Annotated in this window: 11 protein-coding genes and 2 pseudogenes; 6 read left to right on the top strand and 7 right to left on the bottom strand. The window is 69.0% G+C overall.

Annotated features, from left to right (window positions below):
• The first annotated feature begins 27 nt into the window (after positions 1 to 27).
• Complete coding sequence (locus ACFZDJ_RS21860; RefSeq protein WP_391060840.1) at positions 28 to 1,002, top strand: SMP-30/gluconolactonase/LRE family protein; 975 nt, start codon at positions 28 to 30, stop codon at positions 1,000 to 1,002.
• A 130-nt stretch (positions 1,003 to 1,132) separates the two neighbouring features.
• On the opposite strand, the gene ACFZDJ_RS21855 is transcribed toward ACFZDJ_RS21860, so the two are convergent.
• The 3 genes and pseudogenes from ACFZDJ_RS21855 to ACFZDJ_RS21845 all read right to left on the bottom strand — a co-directional run.
• Positions 1,133 to 2,125 carry a PAC2 family protein gene (locus ACFZDJ_RS21855; protein ID WP_384906303.1) on the bottom strand — a complete coding sequence of 331 codons (993 nt, stop codon included), beginning with the start codon at positions 2,123 to 2,125 and terminating at the stop codon, positions 1,133 to 1,135.
• 173 nt (positions 2,126 to 2,298) lie between these two features.
• On the bottom strand, positions 2,299 to 2,970 hold the full coding sequence (locus ACFZDJ_RS21850) for a FadR/GntR family transcriptional regulator (RefSeq protein ID WP_168507564.1): 672 nt from the start codon (positions 2,968 to 2,970) through the stop codon (positions 2,299 to 2,301).
• A gap of 100 nt (positions 2,971 to 3,070) precedes the next feature.
• Positions 3,071 to 3,404: pseudogene (locus ACFZDJ_RS21845) on the bottom strand (amidohydrolase family protein); the annotation flags it as partial.
• A gap of 92 nt (positions 3,405 to 3,496) precedes the next feature.
• Between ACFZDJ_RS21845 and ACFZDJ_RS21840 the strand changes: the two are divergent.
• Positions 3,497 to 3,649: pseudogene (locus tag ACFZDJ_RS21840) on the top strand (S-methyl-5-thioribose kinase); the annotation flags it as partial.
• A gap of 92 nt (positions 3,650 to 3,741) precedes the next feature.
• On the opposite strand, the gene ACFZDJ_RS21835 reads toward ACFZDJ_RS21840, so the two are convergent.
• From ACFZDJ_RS21835 to ACFZDJ_RS21820, 4 genes are all read right to left on the bottom strand, one after another.
• Positions 3,742 to 5,358 (bottom strand): FAD-dependent oxidoreductase, encoded by a 1,617-nt coding sequence (locus ACFZDJ_RS21835; RefSeq protein ID WP_384906302.1) that lies wholly within the window; start codon positions 5,356 to 5,358, stop codon positions 3,742 to 3,744.
• Positions 5,359 to 5,377: 19 nt separating this feature from the next.
• Complete coding sequence (gene glpK / locus ACFZDJ_RS21830; protein ID WP_101406092.1) at positions 5,378 to 6,916, bottom strand: glycerol kinase GlpK; 1,539 nt, start codon at positions 6,914 to 6,916, stop codon at positions 5,378 to 5,380.
• Positions 6,917 to 7,048: 132 nt separating this feature from the next.
• On the bottom strand, positions 7,049 to 7,843 hold the full coding sequence (locus ACFZDJ_RS21825; protein WP_101406093.1) for an MIP/aquaporin family protein: 795 nt from the start codon (positions 7,841 to 7,843) through the stop codon (positions 7,049 to 7,051).
• Between the two features lie 339 nt (positions 7,844 to 8,182).
• Positions 8,183 to 8,947, bottom strand: coding sequence for an IclR family transcriptional regulator (locus ACFZDJ_RS21820; protein WP_385372355.1), 765 nt, complete (start codon positions 8,945 to 8,947; stop codon positions 8,183 to 8,185).
• Positions 8,948 to 9,216: 269 nt separating this feature from the next.
• Here ACFZDJ_RS21820 and metH point away from each other — a divergent pair, with 269 nt between their 5' ends.
• The 4 genes from metH (at position 9,217) to ACFZDJ_RS21800 (ending at position 17,344) form a co-directional block, all read left to right on the top strand.
• Positions 9,217 to 12,762, top strand: a complete 3,546-nt coding sequence (metH, locus tag ACFZDJ_RS21815) for a methionine synthase (protein ID WP_212727667.1) — start codon at positions 9,217 to 9,219, stop codon at positions 12,760 to 12,762.
• 137 nt (positions 12,763 to 12,899) lie between these two features.
• Positions 12,900 to 13,601, top strand: a complete 702-nt coding sequence (locus tag ACFZDJ_RS21810) for an HAD family phosphatase (protein ID WP_067365320.1) — start codon at positions 12,900 to 12,902, stop codon at positions 13,599 to 13,601.
• A 445-nt stretch (positions 13,602 to 14,046) separates the two neighbouring features.
• A complete protein-coding gene (locus ACFZDJ_RS21805; protein ID WP_391060838.1) occupies positions 14,047 to 15,654 on the top strand; it encodes an ABC transporter substrate-binding protein in 1,608 nt (535 codons plus the stop codon).
• 106 nt (positions 15,655 to 15,760) lie between these two features.
• Positions 15,761 to 17,344, top strand: a complete 1,584-nt coding sequence (locus ACFZDJ_RS21800) for an ABC transporter substrate-binding protein (protein WP_390934171.1) — start codon at positions 15,761 to 15,763, stop codon at positions 17,342 to 17,344.
• Positions 17,345 to 17,413: the final 69 nt, after the last annotated feature.

Genomic DNA, 17,413 nt, shown 5'->3' with positions numbered 1-17,413 from the left:
TCCCGGTCCCGCCCGGAAGGACGCACCGTGACATCCACGCACCGTTCGTTCGAAGACCGTCCCAGTCGCCGAAGACTGCTCACCGCCGGTGCCGCGCTCGCCGGCGCCGCGCTCGCCGGGTCCTCGGCCGGCCCGGCCTGGGCAGCAGAGAAGTCGTTACCCACCGTCATACATCTGCCGAACGGCATCCGCCCGGAGGGCATCACCATCGGCGGCGGTCCGTACGCCTACCTCGGATCCATCGCCGACGGTTCGGTCTACCGCGCCGATCTGCGCACCGGACAGGGCCGGACCATCGCCCCGGGGCCGGGTACGGCGGCGGCCGGGCTCAAACTCGACGGCAGGGGGCGGCTGTTCATCGCCACGGTCGGCACGGGTGCCCGCGTGGTGGACGTCCGTACCGGCGCCGAACTCGCGTCGTACGTCCTCGCCACGGAGCCCGAGACCTTCGTCAACGACGTGGTCCTGACCCCCCGCGCGGTCTGGTTCACCGACTCCTACCAGCCCACGCTGTACGCGCTGCCGCTCGGCCCGGGCGGCGCCCTGCCGGACGCGGCCGACGTCGTACGGCTCCCCCTGGGTGGCGACTGGAGCCAGGTGCCCGGCGCCACGATCAACGCCAACGGGATCACGCGGACCCCGGACGGTGCCGCCCTGCTCGTCGTGCAGACCGGGGTCGGCGCCCTGCACCGGGTCGACCCGAGGACCGGAGTCACCCGGCTCGTCGACCTCGGCGACGCGGCGCCCCTCGTCAACGGCGACGGGCTGCTGCTCACCGGCCGGACGCTGTACGTGGTGCAGAACATGCAGAACGCGATCGACGTCTTCCGGCTCTCACCCGACGGGCGCAGCGGCGTCTTCCAACACCGCCTCACCGACCAGGACCTCGACGTGCCGACCACCGTGGCCGCGTACGGGGACCGCCTGTACCTGCCCAACGCCCGCTTCACGACCACCCCGACGCCGGACACCCCGTACGACGTGATCGCCGTCGAACGCTGACGCGAGGAGACCGCGGGGTACTGAACGCGGAGGGGCGGTGCGCCAGGTGCGCACCGCCCCTTCCGTCGGCCGGGCTTCCGCCTGCGCGGACCGATCCGTCTGATCCGTCCGGTCTGTCCGATCGGTCCGCTCAGTCCTCCGGGGAGTCCTCGTCCTCGGTGCCGGTCTCCGGCCGCGGGGACTTCGGAGGCTTCGGACGACCGCCGGGGTTGTCCCGCAGATACGAGGAGCTGTCGCTGCCGTCGGCCGTGGCGTGCCCGCCGGGGGCCGGGCCCGCCGGACCGCCGTCCCGCCGCCGCAGATAGCGCTCGAACTCGCGCGCGATCGCCTCGCCCGACGCCTCCGGCAGCTCCGCGGTGTCCCGGGCCTCCTCCAGCGTCTGCACGTACTCGGCGACCTCGCTGTCCTCGGCGGCCAGCTGGTCCACGCCCAGCTGCCAGGCCCGCGCGTCCTCGGGCAGCTCGCCCAGCGGGATCCGCAGGTCGATCAGGTCCTCCAGACGGTTGAGGAGGGCCAGCGTCGCCTTCGGGTTCGGCGGCTGCGACACATAGTGCGGTACGGCCGCCCACAGTGACACCGCCGGTACTCCCGCGTGCGTGCACGCCTCCTGGAGGATGCCGACAATGCCCGTGGGGCCCTCGTACTTGGTCTCCTCCAGGTCCATCGTGCGGGCCAGGTCCGGGTCGGAGGTGACCCCGCTGACCGGCACCGGACGTGTGTGCGGGGTGTCACCGAGCAGTGCGCCCAGGATCACCACCAGCTCCACACCCAGCTCGTGCGCGAAGCCGAGCAGCTCGTTGCAGAACGAGCGCCACCGCATCGACGGCTCGATCCCGCGGACCAGCACGAGATCGCGCGGCTTCTCGCCGCCGACCCGGACCACCGACAGGCGCGTGGTCGGCCAGGTGATCTTGCGGACCCCGCCGTCCAGCCACACCGTGGGGCGGTTCACCTGGAAGTCGTAGTAGTCCTCGGCGTCCAGCGCCGCGAACACCTCGCCCTTCCACTCCCTGTCGAGATGCGCGACCGCGGTGGAGGCGGCGTCGCCGGCGTCGTTCCAGCCCTCGAACGCGGCCACCATGACCGGGTCGATCAGCTCGGGAACCCCCTCGAGCTCGATCACCCAGCGCCTCCTTCCGACGTGCCCCTTACGTACGCCCCAACCTTACGGCGTGCCAAGGGGGCCTCCGCAGCCCCCTTGCACGGGGGAGTGAACGGATCACTGCCCCACCGAGGGGCCGGAAACACGCGTGATCGCCACCATGAACCACCCCCCCCGAGTCATCCGAGCTGTTTCTACAGGGTGCTGCGCAGCCACTGCTCCACGCTCGCGATGTGCACCGTCGCCCACGAGCGGGCCGCCTCCGCGTCGCGGTCCCGCAGGGCGGACAGGATCGCCCGGTGCTCGTGCAGGGTGCGGCTGACCGCGTCCTCCTGGGTGAGGCCGCGCCAGATCCGGGCCCGGGTGGTGGGCCCCGAGAGGCCGTCCAGCAGCGAGCACAGGACCGAGTTCCCGGAACTCTGCACGATGCCCCGGTGGAACTCCAGGTCGCAGGCGACGAGCTCCTCCACCGAGGGGGCGGCGCCCAGCGCGTCCAGCTGGGAGGTCAGGGCCTGCAGTTGCTGCTCGCTGATCCTCGAGGCTGCCATCGCCGTCGCGGCGGGCTCCAGGATCCGGCGCACGGCGAGGAACTCGAGCACCGTGTCGTCCCGGTGGAAGTCGACGACGAAGCTCAGCGCCTCCAGGAGGAGCTGGGGATCCAGGCTGGTGACGTACGTGCCGTCGCCCTGACGTACGTCCAGGATGCGGATCAGCGAGAGCGCGCGCACCGCCTCCCGAAGGGAGTTCCGGGACAGGCCGAGGTCGGCGGCGAGCTCGCTCTCCTTGGGAAGCCGGTCGCCGGGGCGCAGCGTGCCGGAGACGATCATGCCCTTGATCTTCTCGATCGCCTCATCGGTGACTGCCATGGCCGACCTCCCTGTCACTCCGGATGTCGCTGAGTCATCCGATGTCTTGGGCCATTATGTGGGGTCACCAGGCCGAACGGACACACAATCCACGGTCGGATCAGGCGAGAGCCCCCAGATCGGCGAGGGCGGCGGCCTCGTCGAGCGTCGTGAGCACGCGGTCCCGCATCAGGATCCTGCCGTAGACGACGGTGTCCCTCACGTCCGCCGAGTGCGCGGCGTAGGCGAGCGTGGACCACGGGTTGTGTGTGGACCAGGGCCGCCTGCCGCACCGCCCCCAGCATGTCCAGCATGTCCAGCATGTTCGAGCCGGCCGCTCCGTCCGTGCCGAGCCCGACCGTCACACCCGCGCTCAGCAGGCGCGGCACCGGAGCGATGCCGCAGCCGAGTTTCAGATCCTCGTACGCGATGCCGTCCGCCGGTGAACCGGCTCGTGGTCACGGCCGTGAAGCAGCCAGCCGATCAGCATCATGCCTGCGAGGCCGATGTTGAAGACGCCCGCCCGCCCGTTCGCGGAGCGCGCCGCCGCCGCGTCATCGGCTTCGCCCACCTCACCGACCTCACCACCCTCCCGGACCCGGTACCCGCCTCCCGGCGCGCGCTCCTCCTCGGGCGCGAACTGATCGTCCGTCGCGGGGAGTTGACGTCCACCGAGGACGTCGAGGCACTCCTGCGCTGACGGGCGCCGGGCTGTGGCGGCGCACGCGGAGGGGCGGCTCCCCCCGTGGGAGCCGCCCCTCAAACCGATCGGATCACCCGCTCAGGGGGTGGTCACTTCTTGTCGAGCAGGTCCTGCACCTTGCCGCGGACCTCGTCCGTGGCGAGCCCGCGGATCGTCAGCGTCGTACGGCGGCGCAGCACGTCGTCCGTCGTCTCGGCCCACTCGTGGTCGCGGGCCCACACGACCTGCGCCCAGATCTCCGGGGCGTCCGGGTGGACGCGCTCGCCGAGCTCCGGGCTCTCGTTGGCCAGGCGTGCGATGTCGAAGGCCAGCGAACCGTAGTGCGTCGCCAGGTGCTTGGCGGTGTCGGCGCCCATACGGGGGCCGGGCGCAGGGCCGTCGACGAGCAGCCGGTGGGCGACCGCGCGCGGGTTGGCGACACCCGGCAGCGGCAGCTTCTTCGGCAGTTCGGAGATCGGCTCGAAGTCCTCGCCCAGCGGGTGGCCCGGCAGCGACTCCAGCTTCTTCATGACCGTACGGCCGATGTGCCGGAAGGTGGTCCACTTGCCGCCCGCGACGGACAGCATCCCGCCACGGCCCTCCGTGACGACCGTCTCGCGCTTGGCCTTCGAGGTGTCGCCGGGGCCGCCGGGCAGCACCCGCAGACCGGCGAAGGAGTAGGTGATCAGATCACGGGAGAGCTGCTGGTCGCGGATGGAGAACGCGGCCTCGTCCAGGATCTGGGATATGTCCTTCTCGGTGACCGAGACGTCCGCCGGGTCGCCCTCGTACTCCTCGTCGGTCGTGCCGAGCAGCAGCATGTCCTCCCAGGGGAGGGCGAAGGTGATGCGGTACTTGTCGATCGGGGTCGCGAGCGCGGCCTTCCAGGGGGAGGTGCGCTTGAGAACCAGGTGCGCGCCCTTGGACAGGCGGATGGAGGGCGCCGCGTTCGGGTCCTCCAGCTTGCGCAGGTGGTCGACCCAGGGGCCGGTGGCGTTGAGGACGAGGCGCGCGTTGACCCCGAACTCCGCGCCGTTCGTACCGTCCTTGAGGTCCGCGCCCGTGACCCGGCCCTTGGTGAAGCGCAGGCCGGTCACCTCCGCGTGGTTGAGGACGACCGCACCCGCCTCGACGGCCGCGCGGACCGTCATCAGCGCCATGCGCGCGTCGTTCATCTGGTCGTCGCCGTACACGGCCACGGCCTTGAGGTTCTCGGTGCGCAACTCCGGCACGTCCTGCTGCGCCTTGGCCGGCGAGAGCAGATGGCCGACGCCGTCGCCGAACGCCGACAGTGCGGAGTAGGCGAAGACGCCCGCCCCGAGCTTCGCCGCGCCGTGCGGCCCGCCCTTGTACACGGGGAGGTAGAACGTGAGCGGGTTCGCCAGGTGGGGGGCCACCTGGCGGGAGACCGCACGGCGCTCGAAGTGGTTCTCCGCCACCAGCTTCACCGCGCCGGTCTGCAGGTAGCGCAGACCGCCGTGGAGCAGCTTGGAGGAGGCGGAGGAGGTGGCGCCGGCGAAGTCGCCGGCGTCGACCAGAGCCACCCGCAGACCGGACTGCGCGGCGTGCCAGGCGGTGGAGATGCCCAGGATGCCGCCGCCGATCACGAGAAGGTCGTACGTCGCCTTGGAGAGCTGCTCCCGGGTCTCGGCGCGGCTCGGGTTGGAGCCGGAGGCCGGGTGCGTACCGAGGGCAGGCACGGACTGCAGGGTGGACTGACTGGTCATTGCGGGTTGTTACTCCTTGTCAGTTCTCGTCTTCGATCCAGCCCATGGTCCGCTCCACGGCCTTGAGCCAGCTCTTGTACTCACGGTCGCGGATCTCCGCGTCCATGTTGGGGGTCCATTCCGCGGCCCGGCGCCAGTTGGCGCGCAGGTCCTCGGTGTTGGTCCAGAAGCCGACGGCGAGACCGGCGGCGTAGGCGGCGCCGAGGCAGGTGGTCTCGGCGACCATCGGGCGCACCACGGGGGCGTCCAGGACGTCGGCCAGGGTCTGCATCAGCAGGTTGTTGGAGGTCATGCCGCCGTCGACCTTGAGGGCCGTGAGTTCGACGCCGGAGTCCTTCGTCATGGCGTCGGTGATCTCACGGGTCTGCCAGGCGGTGGCCTCCAGGACGGCGCGCGCGATGTGCGCCTTGGTGACGTACCGGGTCAGACCGGCGATCACACCGCGGGCGTCGGAGCGCCAGTACGGGGCGAACAGGCCGGAGAAGGCCGGCACGAAGTAGGCACCGCCGTTGTCCTCGACCGAGGACGCGAGGGTCTCGATCTCGGCGGCGGACTTGATCAGGCCCATCTGGTCGCGCATCCACTGCACCAGCGAACCGGTGACGGCGATCGAACCCTCGAGGGCGTAGACCGGAGCCTGGTCGCCGATGCGGTAGCCGACCGTGGTGAGCAGGCCCGAGTACGAGTTGATGATCTTGTCGCCGGTGTTCATCAGCATGAACGTGCCGGTGCCGTACGTGGACTTGGCCTCGCCCTCGGAGAAGCAGGTCTGGCCGAACAGGGCCGCCTGCTGGTCGCCGAGCGCGGAGGCGACCGGGATGCCGCCGAGCAGCTCACCGAGCCGGCCGCCGGTCACCTCGCCGTACACCTCGGCGGAGGAGCGGATCTCCGGCAGCATGGCCAGCGGGACGCCGATGGACTCGGCGATCTTGTCGTCCCATGCCAGGGTGTGCAGGTTCATCAGCATGGTGCGGGAGGCGTTGGTGACGTCGGTGACGTGGTGGCCACCGTTCGCACCGCCCGTCAGGTTCCAGATGACCCAGGTGTCCATGGTGCCGAAGAGGATGTCCCCGGCCTCGGCGCGCTCGCGCAGACCGTCGACGTTGTCGAGCAGCCAGCGGGCCTTGGGGCCGGCGAAGTAGGACGCGAGCGGCAGGCCGGTCTCGCGGCGGAAGCGGTCCTGGCCCACGTTGCGGCCGAGCTCCTTGCAGAGCGCGTCGGTGCGGGTGTCCTGCCAGACGATGGCGTTGTGGACGGGCTCACCGGTGTTCTTGTCCCACAGCACGGTGGTCTCGCGCTGGTTGGTGATGCCGATGGCCTTGATGTCGTCACGGGTGATGCCGGCCTTCTCGATGGCCCCGGCCACGACTTCCTGGACGTTGGTCCAGATCTCGGCGGCGTTGTGCTCGACCCAGCCCGGCTTCGGGAAGATCTGCTCGTGCTCCTTCTGGTCGACGGAGACGATGCGTCCGTCGCGGTCGAAGACGATGCAGCGGCTGGACGTGGTGCCCTGGTCGATCGCGGCGATGAAGGGGCCGGCGGTGTGTGCGTCGGTCACGGTGTGCTCCTGAAGGTTCCGTATGAAAGGGGCTGGCTCACGGCGTATTGCTCACAGCCTGACGGCGTATTGCTTACGGCTCGGAAAACCTTGCGGTTCAAAGAGGGCCCGAGGCCCGAAGGCCTCGGGGCTTTAAGCAAAGGCGACGTTGTAGAGGCCTGCGGCGATCGCGCCGCCGATCAGCGGACCGACGACCGGAACCCAGGCGTAGCTCCAGTCGGAGCCGCCCTTGTTCGGCAGGGGGAGCAGCGCGTGCACGATGCGCGGGCCGAGGTCACGGGCCGGGTTGATCGCGTAACCGGTGGGTCCACCGAGGGAGAGACCGATGGAGACAACCACCAGCGCGGTGATCAGGGCGCCCAGCGGGCCGAGGCCGTTGCCCTTGTCGTTGAGACCCTGCGTGAGAACCGCGAGCACCAGCACGACGGTGGCGATGATCTCCGTGGCGAGGTTCTGCACCGCGTTGCGGATCTCGGGACCGGTGGAGAAGATGCCGAGCACGGGGCCCGCGCCCTTCTCCTCCGCCTCGACGGCCTTGGCACCAGCGGCCTGCGCGTCCGCGGCCCCGACGATGTCGGGGTCGGTCAGGTGCGCGTGGAACTGTCCGTAGTACACGACCCAGACCAGCGTGGCGCCGATCATCGCGCCGAGCAGCTGGCCGCCCCAGTACACCGGCAGGTTGTTCCAGCCGCCGTCCTTGATGGTCAGCGCCAGCGTCACGGCCGGGTTCAGGTGTGCGCCGGACAGCGGCGCGGAGGTGTAGACCGCCGTGAGGACCGCGAAGCCCCACCCGAAGGCGATGGCGAGCCAGCCGGCGTTTCTGGCCTTGGAGGCCTTCAGCGTGACGGCGGCACAGACGCCACCGCCGAGCAGGATGAGTATGGCGGTACCTATGGTCTCGCCGATGAAGATGTCGGAGCTGGACACCCGCGACTCCTTTGTCCTTCGTCCAGGGGAAGGCGAACCCCGGGTCCCACCGGTGGTTCGCGCCCTCGGGGGTGAGGGCGATGCCGGCCCATGGCACTGTCACACTCTAACGCTTATTGCCGGTAGGTGTTCGACAATGCCGACCGATGGACGGGAGTCTTGCCCTGGGGTTACCAGCTCGTCAAGAGGTCCGTTATCGAAAACACGATCGTTATTGATCGCTGTGAGTTATCGATCTTGAGAGGCCTCGGCGGCCCGCGCGTACATGCCAAAACAGGCCGGTACGTAGGACACGTACCGGCCTGTTGTCGTACGGGGTTCAGCTCGTCGTTCGGGGTGTCAGAACCGTCCGGCTCCCAGGTCCCGGGAGACCGCGCGGGCGCAGTCCCGCACCGCCGCGATCAGCTCGGGGCGCAGCTCGCCGTCCCGGCAGATCCGCTCCACGGCTCCCGCGATGCCCACCGCGCCCACCGGCATGCGCCGCCGGTTGTGGATGGGTGCCGCGACCGAGGCGACGCCCGTCCATGTCTCCTCGACGTCGTCGGCGTACCCGCGCGCGCGGGTCAGGTCGAGGACGCCCTCGAACTGCTCCGGTTCGACCGTCGTACGGGCCGTGAACGTCTTCCGCTCGGCCTCCAGGACCTCGCTGTGCGCCACCGGGTCGTAGGCCGACAGGACCTTGCCCAGGGCCGTGGAGTGCAGCGGCTGCATGGCCCCGACCTCCAGCACCTGACGGCTGTCGTCGGGCCGGAACACATGGTGCACGATCAGCACGCCGTGTTGGTGCAGCACACCCAGGTAGACGCTCTCGCCGCTGGAGCGGGCCAGGTCGTCGGTCCACACCAGCGCCCGCGCGCGCAGCTCGTGCACGTCGAGATAGGTGGTGCCGAGCCGCAACAGCTCGGCGCCCAGCTGGTAACGCCCCGAGACGCTGTCCTGTTCGACGAAGCCCTCCTGCTGGAGGGTGCGCAGGATGCCATGGGCCGTACCCTTGGCCAGGCCCAGCGAGGAGGCGATGTCGGACAGACCGAGCTGCCGCTCGCCGCCCGCCAGGAGCCGCAGCATCGCCGCCGCCCGTTCGAGCGACTGGATGTTCCGTGCCATCGCCGTGCTGCCTCCGTCCCCTTCGACCGACAGCGTGCGCCTCCGCTACCGCCGTTCGGCAATGTCGAACACTACCGTTCGTTGCCGAGCTCCCGCTAATGGGTCGTCGCAACATGTTCGGTCTGTCTTAACACCCCGGACGCACCCGCCACGCCCGTCCGCCCCGTGGACGCCCCTGACCCTGTGACGGTGCTCGGGCTACCCTGACGGCGTGCGCCTTCCATGGGAAGCGCAAAGCCGACAGCCGTCGCACTTCAGGGAGCACCTTCATGGCTTCGTTGCCGAACCCGTCCCTTTCGTCAGAGCTTGCCGAGAACCGGACCCGCATCGCCGCGCTCCGCGAGGCGCTCGCCGAGCGTGTCGTGGTGGCCGACGGCGCGATGGGCACGATGCTGCAGGCGCAGGACCCGACGCTCGAGGACTTCGAGAACCTCGAGGGCTGCAACGAGATTCTGAACCTCACCCGCCCCGACATCGTCCGTTCCGTCCACGAGGCCTACTTCGAGGTGGGCGTGGACTGTGTGGAGACGAACACCTTCGGCGCCAACCACTCGGCGCTCGGTGAGTACGACATTCCCGAGCGCGTGTACGAGCTGTCGGAGGCCGGTGCGCGTATCGCCCGCGAGGTGGCGGACGAGTTCACGGCGTCCACCGGACAGCAGCGCTGGGTGCTCGGCTCCATGGGCCCCGGCACCAAGCTGCCGACTCTGGGCCACGCCCCGTACACCACCCTCCGCGACGCCTACCAGCAGAACGCCGAGGGCATGATCGCCGGTGGTGCCGACGCGCTGATCGTGGAGACCACTCAGGACCTGCTGCAGACGAAGGCCGCGGTCCTCGGTGCCCGCCGCGCGATGGACGCCACCGGCCTGGTCCTGCCGCTCGTCGTCTCGGTGACGGTCGAGACCACGGGCACCATGCTGCTCGGCTCCGAGATCGGCGCAGCGCTGACCGCGCTGGAACCGCTCGGCATCGACATGATCGGCCTCAACTGCGCGACCGGCCCCGCCGAGATGAGCGAGCACCTGCGCTATCTGGCCCGCCACTCCCGCATCCCGCTGTCCTGCATGCCGAACGCCGGTCTTCCGGTGCTCGGCAGGGACGGCGCGCACTACCCGCTGACGGCACCTGAGCTGGCCGGCGCCCAGGAGACCTTCGTACGCGAATACGGCCTCTCCCTGATCGGCGGCTGCTGCGGTACGACCCCGGAGCACCTGCGCCAGGTCGTCGAGCGGGTCCGCGATCTCACCCCGACCGCCCGTGACCCGCGCCCCGAACCCGGCGCCGCCTCCCTCTACCAGACCGTCCCGTTCCGCCAGGACACCGCGTACATGGCGATCGGCGAGCGCACCAACGCCAACGGCTCGAAGAAGTTCCGCGAGGCCATGCTGGAGGGCCGCTGGGACGACTGTGTGGAGATGGCCCGCGACCAGATCCGCGAGGGCGCCCACATGCTCGACCTGTGCGTCGACTACGTCGGCCGGGACGGCGTCGCGGACATGCAGGAACTCGCCGGACGCTTCGCCACCGCCTCCACGCTGCCCATCGTCCTGGACTCCACCGAGGTCGAGGTCCTGCGCGCCGGCCTGGAGAAGCTCGGCGGCCGGGCCGTCATCAACTCCGTCAACTACGAGGACGGCGACGGCCCCGAGTCCCGCTTCGCGAAGGTCACCCGGCTGGCGCAGGAGCACGGCGCGGCGCTGATCGCGCTGACCATCGACGAGGAGGGCCAGGCCCGTACCGTCGAGACCAAGGTCGCCATCGCCGAACGGCTCATCGAGGACCTGACGACGAACTGGGGCATCCACGAGTCGGACATCCTCATCGACGCCCTGACCTTCACCATCTGCACCGGCCAGGAGGAGTCCCGCAAGGACGGCATCGCCACCATCGAGGCGATCCGGGAGCTCAAGCGCCGCCGCCCCGACGTGCAGACCACGCTGGGCCTGTCGAACATCTCCTTCGGCCTCAACCCGGCCGCCCGCATCCTGCTCAACTCGGTTTTCCTCGACGAGTGCGTCAAGGCGGGCCTGGACTCGGCGATCGTGCACGCGTCGAAGATCCTCCCCATCGCGCGCTTCGACGAGGAGCAGGTCACCACCGCCCTCGACCTTATCTATGACCGGCGCATCGCCCAGCAGGGCGACGAACCAGCCTACGACCCCCTCCAGAAGCTGATGGCGCTGTTCGAGGGCGCCACCACCAAGTCGCTGAGGGCGGGCAAGGCCGAGGAACTGGCCGCGCTGCCCCTGGACGAGCGACTCAAGCGGCGCATCATCGACGGCGAGAAGAACGGCCTCGAGGCCGACCTCGCCGAGGCCCTCCAGACCCGCCCCGCCCTCGACATCGTCAACGAGACGCTGCTCGACGGCATGAAGGTGGTCGGCGAGCTGTTCGGCTCCGGCCAGATGCAGCTGCCGTTCGTGCTCCAGTCCGCCGAGGTCATGAAGACCGCGGTCGCCTACCTCGAACCGCACATGGAGAAGTCGGACGCCGAGGGCAAGGGCACCATCGTGCTGGCGACCGTGCGCGGCGACGTGCACGACATCGGCAAGAACCTCGTCGACATCATTCTGTCCAACAACGGCTACAACGTCGTCAACCTCGGCATCAAGCAGCCGGTCTCCGCGATCCTGGACGCCGCCGAGGAACACCGGGCCGACGTCATCGGCATGTCGGGCCTGCTGGTCAAGTCCACGGTGATCATGAAGGAGAACCTGGAGGAGCTCAACCAGCGCGGTCTGTCCGCCGAGTACCCGGTCATCCTCGGTGGCGCCGCCCTGACGAGGGCGTACGTCGAGCAGGACCTGCACGAGATCTACGAGGGCGAAGTCCGCTACGCCCGGGACGCGTTCGAGGGCCTTCGCCTGATGGACGCGCTCATCGGGGTCAAGCGAGGAGTGCCGGGGGCCGTGCTGCCGGAGCTCAAGCAGCGCCGGGTGCGCGCCACCGCACCGACGGTCGTCGAGGAGCGCCCGGAGGAGGGCCACGTCCGCTCGGACGTCGCCGTCGACAACCCGGTGCCCACCCCGCCCTTCTGGGGCACCCGTGTCATCAAGGGCATCCAGCTCAAGGAGTACGCCTCCTGGCTGGACGAGGGCGCCCTGTTCAAGGGTCAGTGGGGCCTGAAGCAGGCCCGTGCGGGCGACGGACCGACGTACGAGGAACTCGTCGAGACCGAGGGCCGGCCCCGGCTGCGCGGACTGCTGGACAAGCTCCAGACCGACAACCTGCTCGAAGCGGCCGTCGTCTACGGCTACTTCCCCTGTGTGTCCAAGGACGACGACCTGATCCTCCTGGACGAACAGGGCAACGAGCGCACCCGCTTCACCTTCCCGCGCCAGCGCCGCGGACGGCGGCTGTGCCTGGCCGACTTCTTCCGGCCCGAGGAGTCCGGCGAGCGGGACGTCGTCGGCCTCCAGGTCGTCACGGTCGGCTCCCGCATCGGCGAGGAGACGGCCAAGCTCTTCGAGTCGAACTCCTACCGCGACTACCTCGAACTGCACGGCCTGTCCGTGCAGCTGGCCGAGGCCCTCGCCGAGTACTGGCACGCCCGCGTCCGCTCCGAGCTCGGCTTCGCCGGTGAGGACCCCTCGGCCATCGAGGACATGTTCGACCTCAAGTACCGCGGTGCCCGCTTCTCCCTCGGCTACGGCGCCTGCCCCGACCTGGAGGACCGCGCCAAGATCGCCGAGCTCCTGGAGCCCGAGCGCATCGGCGTCCACCTCTCGGAGGAGTTCCAGCTGCACCCCGAGCAGTCCACGGACGCGATCGTGATCCACCACCCGGAGGCGAAGTACTTCAACGCGAGGTGACCCGGCGCGAGGCGAGTCAGCGGGCCCCCACAACCAACAGGCGTTTCACCTGACGCCGTCGTACACTGGACGGTCCACAGCAGGCCGGTTCCCCCTGAGGGAACCGGCCTTCTCGTCCCTCAAGGAGGTGCGCCAGGATGACCACTACGGTTCCCGCGCTCGGTACCCGTACGGCCGAAGGCTCAGCGCTGCAGGCCGTGCTCCTGGACATGGACGGCACCCTGGTGGACACCGAGGGGTTCTGGTGGGACGTCGAGGTCGAGATCTTCCGGACGCTCGGGCACACCCTCGACGACTCCTGGCGCCATGTGGTGGTCGGCGGCCCCATGACTCGCAGCGCGGGCTTCCTGATCGAGGCCACCGGGGCCGACATCACGCTCGGCGAGCTCACGGTGCTGCTCAACGACGGTTTCGAGGACCGTATCGACCGGGCGCTGCCGCTGATGCCGGGGGCGGCCAGACTCCTCGCGGAGCTCGCCGCGCACGAGATCCCCACCGCCCTGGTCTCCGCCTCGCACCGGCGCATCATCGACCGTGTTCTGGCCTCCCTGGGCCCCCAGTACTTCGCGCTGACCGTCGCGGGCGACGAGGTGGAGCGGACCAAGCCCTTCCCCGACCCCTATCTGCTGGCGGCGTCCGGACTCGGCGCCGAACCGGCCCGGTGCGCCGTCATCGAGGACACGGCCACGGGCGTCGCCGCCGCGGAGGCCGCAGGCTGCCACGTGGTCGCCGTTCCCTCCGTCGCCCCGATCGCCCCCGCCGTCCGGCGCACGGTCGTGACCTCCCTCGAAGAGGTCGACCTGCCTTTTCTCCGTGGCCTGATGACGGAAATGCGCTAGACGTTCACCCAGCGTGCGTAACCGAATGTGCCGCTATCCCCTGCGTATCCGCCGGTAAGGGCCCCGGACCTGCCACGGGAAATTCAATCCGGGGCCGGATGGCCGAATTCCGGTACTCTCCCACCGAGTTGGCAGTGTGAGGTTTGTCACCTGATAGAGGGTCGACATTCGGGCTGCCGTGTGCAGCGACCCCCCTTTCGGGGGTGGTCGACGTGCCCTTGTGTCCCGATTGGTGGAACGCTGCACTAATCCTTCCGCTGTCGGGTTATCGGTGCGTCCACGCCCGGTTTCGCAGCGTGATGGGAACTCAACTCCGGTCTCTGCGGGCCGTCCTGGTGGTGCGGACTAATGTCGTCGCGAGAACCTCGCCATAACCCCGGTGACTCGCCCGCACCACCCCTGCATGGCGAGTACACGGATACGACAGCTCTGGAGAAACTCGAGCATGAACCGCAAGACTTTGGTGCTGCCGGCCGTTGTCGGCTTGCTCGCCCCGGTGCTCGCCGCGTGTGGCGGTTCCAACAGCGGGGGAAGCGGCGGCGACGCGATCGTCGTGGGCACCACGGACCGGTTCACCGCATCGAAGGATGCCCCGGCTCCTCTCGACCCGGCGTACGCGTACGACGTCGGCACCTGGAACATCCTGCGCCAGACCGTGCAGACGCTGATGGTCCAGCCCCGCGGTGACGGCGAGCCCCAGCCCGAGGCTGCCGAGAGCTGCGGTTTCACCGACTCCGGCAACGAGCGCTACGCCTGCACGCTGCGCGACGGACTGAAGTTCGCGAGCGGTGACCCGATCACCGCCAAGGACGTGAAGTTCTCGATCGACCGCGCGATGTCGCTCAAGGCCGACAGCGGTGTGTTCGCGCTGCTGTCCACCGTCGACACCGTGGAGACGCAGGGCGACCGCCAGGTGATCTTCCACCTGAAGACCGCGGACGCCACCTTCCCGTTCAAGCTGTCGACCCCGGTCGCCGGCATCGTGAACCCGAAGGACTACGAGAAGGGCAAGCTGCGCGACGGCTTCTCCGTCGACGGCTCCGGCCCGTACACCCTCCAGGCCGACGTCAAGAACGACGAGGCCGACAAGATCACCTTCACCAAGAACCCGAACTACAAGGGTCTGTTGAAGCCGAAGAGCGACAAGGTCGAGATGCGCTCCTTCGAGAGTGCCGACGCCATGGGCGCCGCGCTCAACAAGGGCGACATCGACCTCATGACCCGCGCGATGACGCCGGCGCAGATCACCAAGCTCGGTGCCGCCGGCGCGACCGGCAAGATCGACCTGGTCGAGATGCCCGGCCTCGAGATCCGCTACCTCGGCTTCAACACCGATGACCCGACGGTGAAGAGCAAGGCCGTCCGCCAGGCCATGGCCGAGGTGATCAACCGCGGCGAGCTCGTCTCCAAGGTGTACGGCTCCCAGGCCGAGCCGCTGTTCTCGATGGTCCCGGCCACCATCACGGGTCACTCCAACTCGTTCTTCAACAAGTACGGCGACCCGAGCGTCTCCAAGGCCACCACGACGCTGAACAAGGCCGGCATCACCGCCCCGGTGAAGCTCACCCTGCACTACACGACCGACCACTACGGCTCGGCCACCGCGCAGGAGTTCGAGGTGCTGAAGAAGCAGCTCAACGCCAGCGGCCTGTTCAGTGTCGAGATCAAGGGCGAGCCCTGGACGACGTTCCGTCCGGCCGAGAAGAAGAACGAGTACCAGGTCTACGGCATGGGCTGGTTCCCCGACTTCCCGGACGCCGACAACTACCTGGCGCCGTTCCTCGACAAGGACAACACCCTCGGCTCGCCGTACGTGAACTCCACGATCCGCGGCACGCTGATCCCGGAGTCCCGTCGCGAGGCCGACCGCCTCACCGCGTCGAAGAGCCTCACCGAAATCCAGGACAAGGTGGCCGACGACGTACCGCTCCTGCCGCTGTGGCAGGGCAAGCAGTACATCGCCGCGCGGGACGACATCACCGGCACCGAGTGGGCGCTCAACTCGTCCTCCACGCTCCAGCTGTGGGAGCTCGGCCGCGGTGTGAGCGGCTGACCGGTCCTTCACAGGGCGCCGGGTCCCGTGGACCCGGCGCCCGACCGCACGATTCGGCGCCCGCTCCACGTGGCGTTCCAGAAAAACAATGACAAGGCACCTCCTCGTGAACATGCGCAACCAGTGGCCAGTCCTGTCCGTCGCGACGGGGCTGGCCGCCGGTCTGCTCGCCGGATGCGGCTCGCAGACGAGCGAGCCCGGCGGCACCGGCTCCTCCCTGGTGATGGGGATGTCCGACGACGTCCTGGCCACCGACCCTGCATCCGGCTACGACCCGGGGTCCTGGCTGTTGTTCAACAACGTCTTCCAGTCGTTGCTGAGCTTCCCCGACGGCGGTACGGAGCCGGTTCCCGAGGCGGCCAAGGAGTGCGCGTTCTCGGACGCCACGACAAAGGTCTACAAGTGCACGCTCCAGGACGGCCTGAAGTTCAGCAACGGTGACGCCCTCACCTCCGAGGACGTCAAGTTCTCCTTCGACCGCATTCTGAAGATCGACGACGCCTCCGGTCCGGCCGTCATGTTCCCCATGCTCGACACGGTCCAGACCCCGGACGCGAAGACCGTCGTCTTCAAACTGAAGTACGCCGACGCCACCTTCCCCAGCAAGATCGCCTCCGGCGCCGGCTCGATCGTGGACCACCAGCAGTACGCGGACAACGGGCTGCGCAAGGACGACCAGGCGGTCGGCTCGGGCCCGTACAAGCTGGACTCCTTCGGCAAGGACCAGGCCGTCTTCTCGGTCAACGACAGCTACAAGGGCACCGCCAAGGTGAAGAACTCCGGCATCACGCTGAAGTTCTTCCACGGCGACCAGACCGCCCTGAAGAAGGCGCTGCTGAACCACCAGGTCGACATCGCCTACCGAGGTCTCGCCGCCGACGACATCGCGGACATCAGCAACGACACCTCCACCGGCAGGGGCGTCAACGTCGTCGAGGGCACCAGCGCCGAAGTCCAGCACATGGTCTTCAACATGGACGACCCGGTCGCCGGCAAGCTTGGCGTGCGCAAGGCCATCGCCTATCTGCTCGACCGCGAGGGCCTGGTCAACAAGGTCTACAAGGACACCGCGACGCCGCTGTACTCGATCGTCCCGGCCGGTGTCACTGGCCACAACACGGCCTTCTTCGACCGCTACGGCGCCCGCCCCTCGAAGACGAAGGCCGCCGCCGCGCTCCGGGCCGAGGGCATCACCGGCAAGGTCAAGCTCACGCTCTGGTCGACCCCCTCGCGCTACGGCCCCGCCACCGACCAGGAGTTCAGGGCGATCGCCCAGCAGCTCAACGCCAGTGGGCTGTTCGACGCGACCGTGAAGTCCGTCGCGTACGACCAGTACGAGAAGGACATCGCCAAGGGCAAGTACGGCGTGTACGTGAAGGGCTGGGTGCCCGACTACCCGGACCCCGACAACTTCACGGCCCCCTTCTTCGGCAAGGGCAACGTGCTGAGCAACCACTACACGAACAGCACGATCACCGGTCGGCTCATCCCGAAGACGGCCGCCCAGAGCGACCGCTCCTCGACCGACACCGCGTACGGCAAGATCCAGGACATCGTGGCCGAGGACCTCCCGGTCATCCCGATCTGGCAGGCCAAGCAGTACGCGATCGTGCGGGACAACGTCTACGGCCTCGAGTACTGCCTCGACGCCTCGACGGTGTTCCGCTTCTGGGAGATCAGCAAGGACTGACTCCACCACCGCCGGTACGAACGCCGAGGGCGCCCTCTTCGTGGAAGGGGGCGCCCTCGGTCGTGCTCC

The sequence above is a fragment of the Streptomyces sp. NPDC007896 genome (genome assembly GCF_042959425.1).
Classification (GTDB): Bacteria; Actinomycetota; Actinomycetes; order Streptomycetales; family Streptomycetaceae; genus Streptomyces.
The sequence above is the reverse complement of the archived record's forward strand: the minus strand, read 5'-3'. Positions and strand labels throughout refer to the sequence as shown.

Excerpts from the sequence above, each read along its gene's own strand:
- ACFZDJ_RS21835 (WP_384906302.1), bottom strand. The coding sequence starts at position 5,358 with ATGACCAGTCAGTCCACCCTGCAGTCCGTGCCTGCCCTCGGTACGCAC.
- ACFZDJ_RS21805 (WP_391060838.1), top strand. The coding sequence starts at position 14,047 with ATGAACCGCAAGACTTTGGTGCTGCCGGCCGTTGTCGGCTTGCTCGCC.
- metH (WP_212727667.1), top strand. The coding sequence starts at position 9,217 with ATGGCTTCGTTGCCGAACCCGTCCCTTTCGTCAGAGCTTGCCGAGAAC.
- ACFZDJ_RS21810 (WP_067365320.1), top strand. The coding sequence starts at position 12,900 with ATGACCACTACGGTTCCCGCGCTCGGTACCCGTACGGCCGAAGGCTCA.
- ACFZDJ_RS21850 (WP_168507564.1), bottom strand. The coding sequence starts at position 2,970 with ATGGCAGTCACCGATGAGGCGATCGAGAAGATCAAGGGCATGATCGTC.
- ACFZDJ_RS21820 (WP_385372355.1), bottom strand. The coding sequence starts at position 8,947 with ATGGCACGGAACATCCAGTCGCTCGAACGGGCGGCGGCGATGCTGCGG.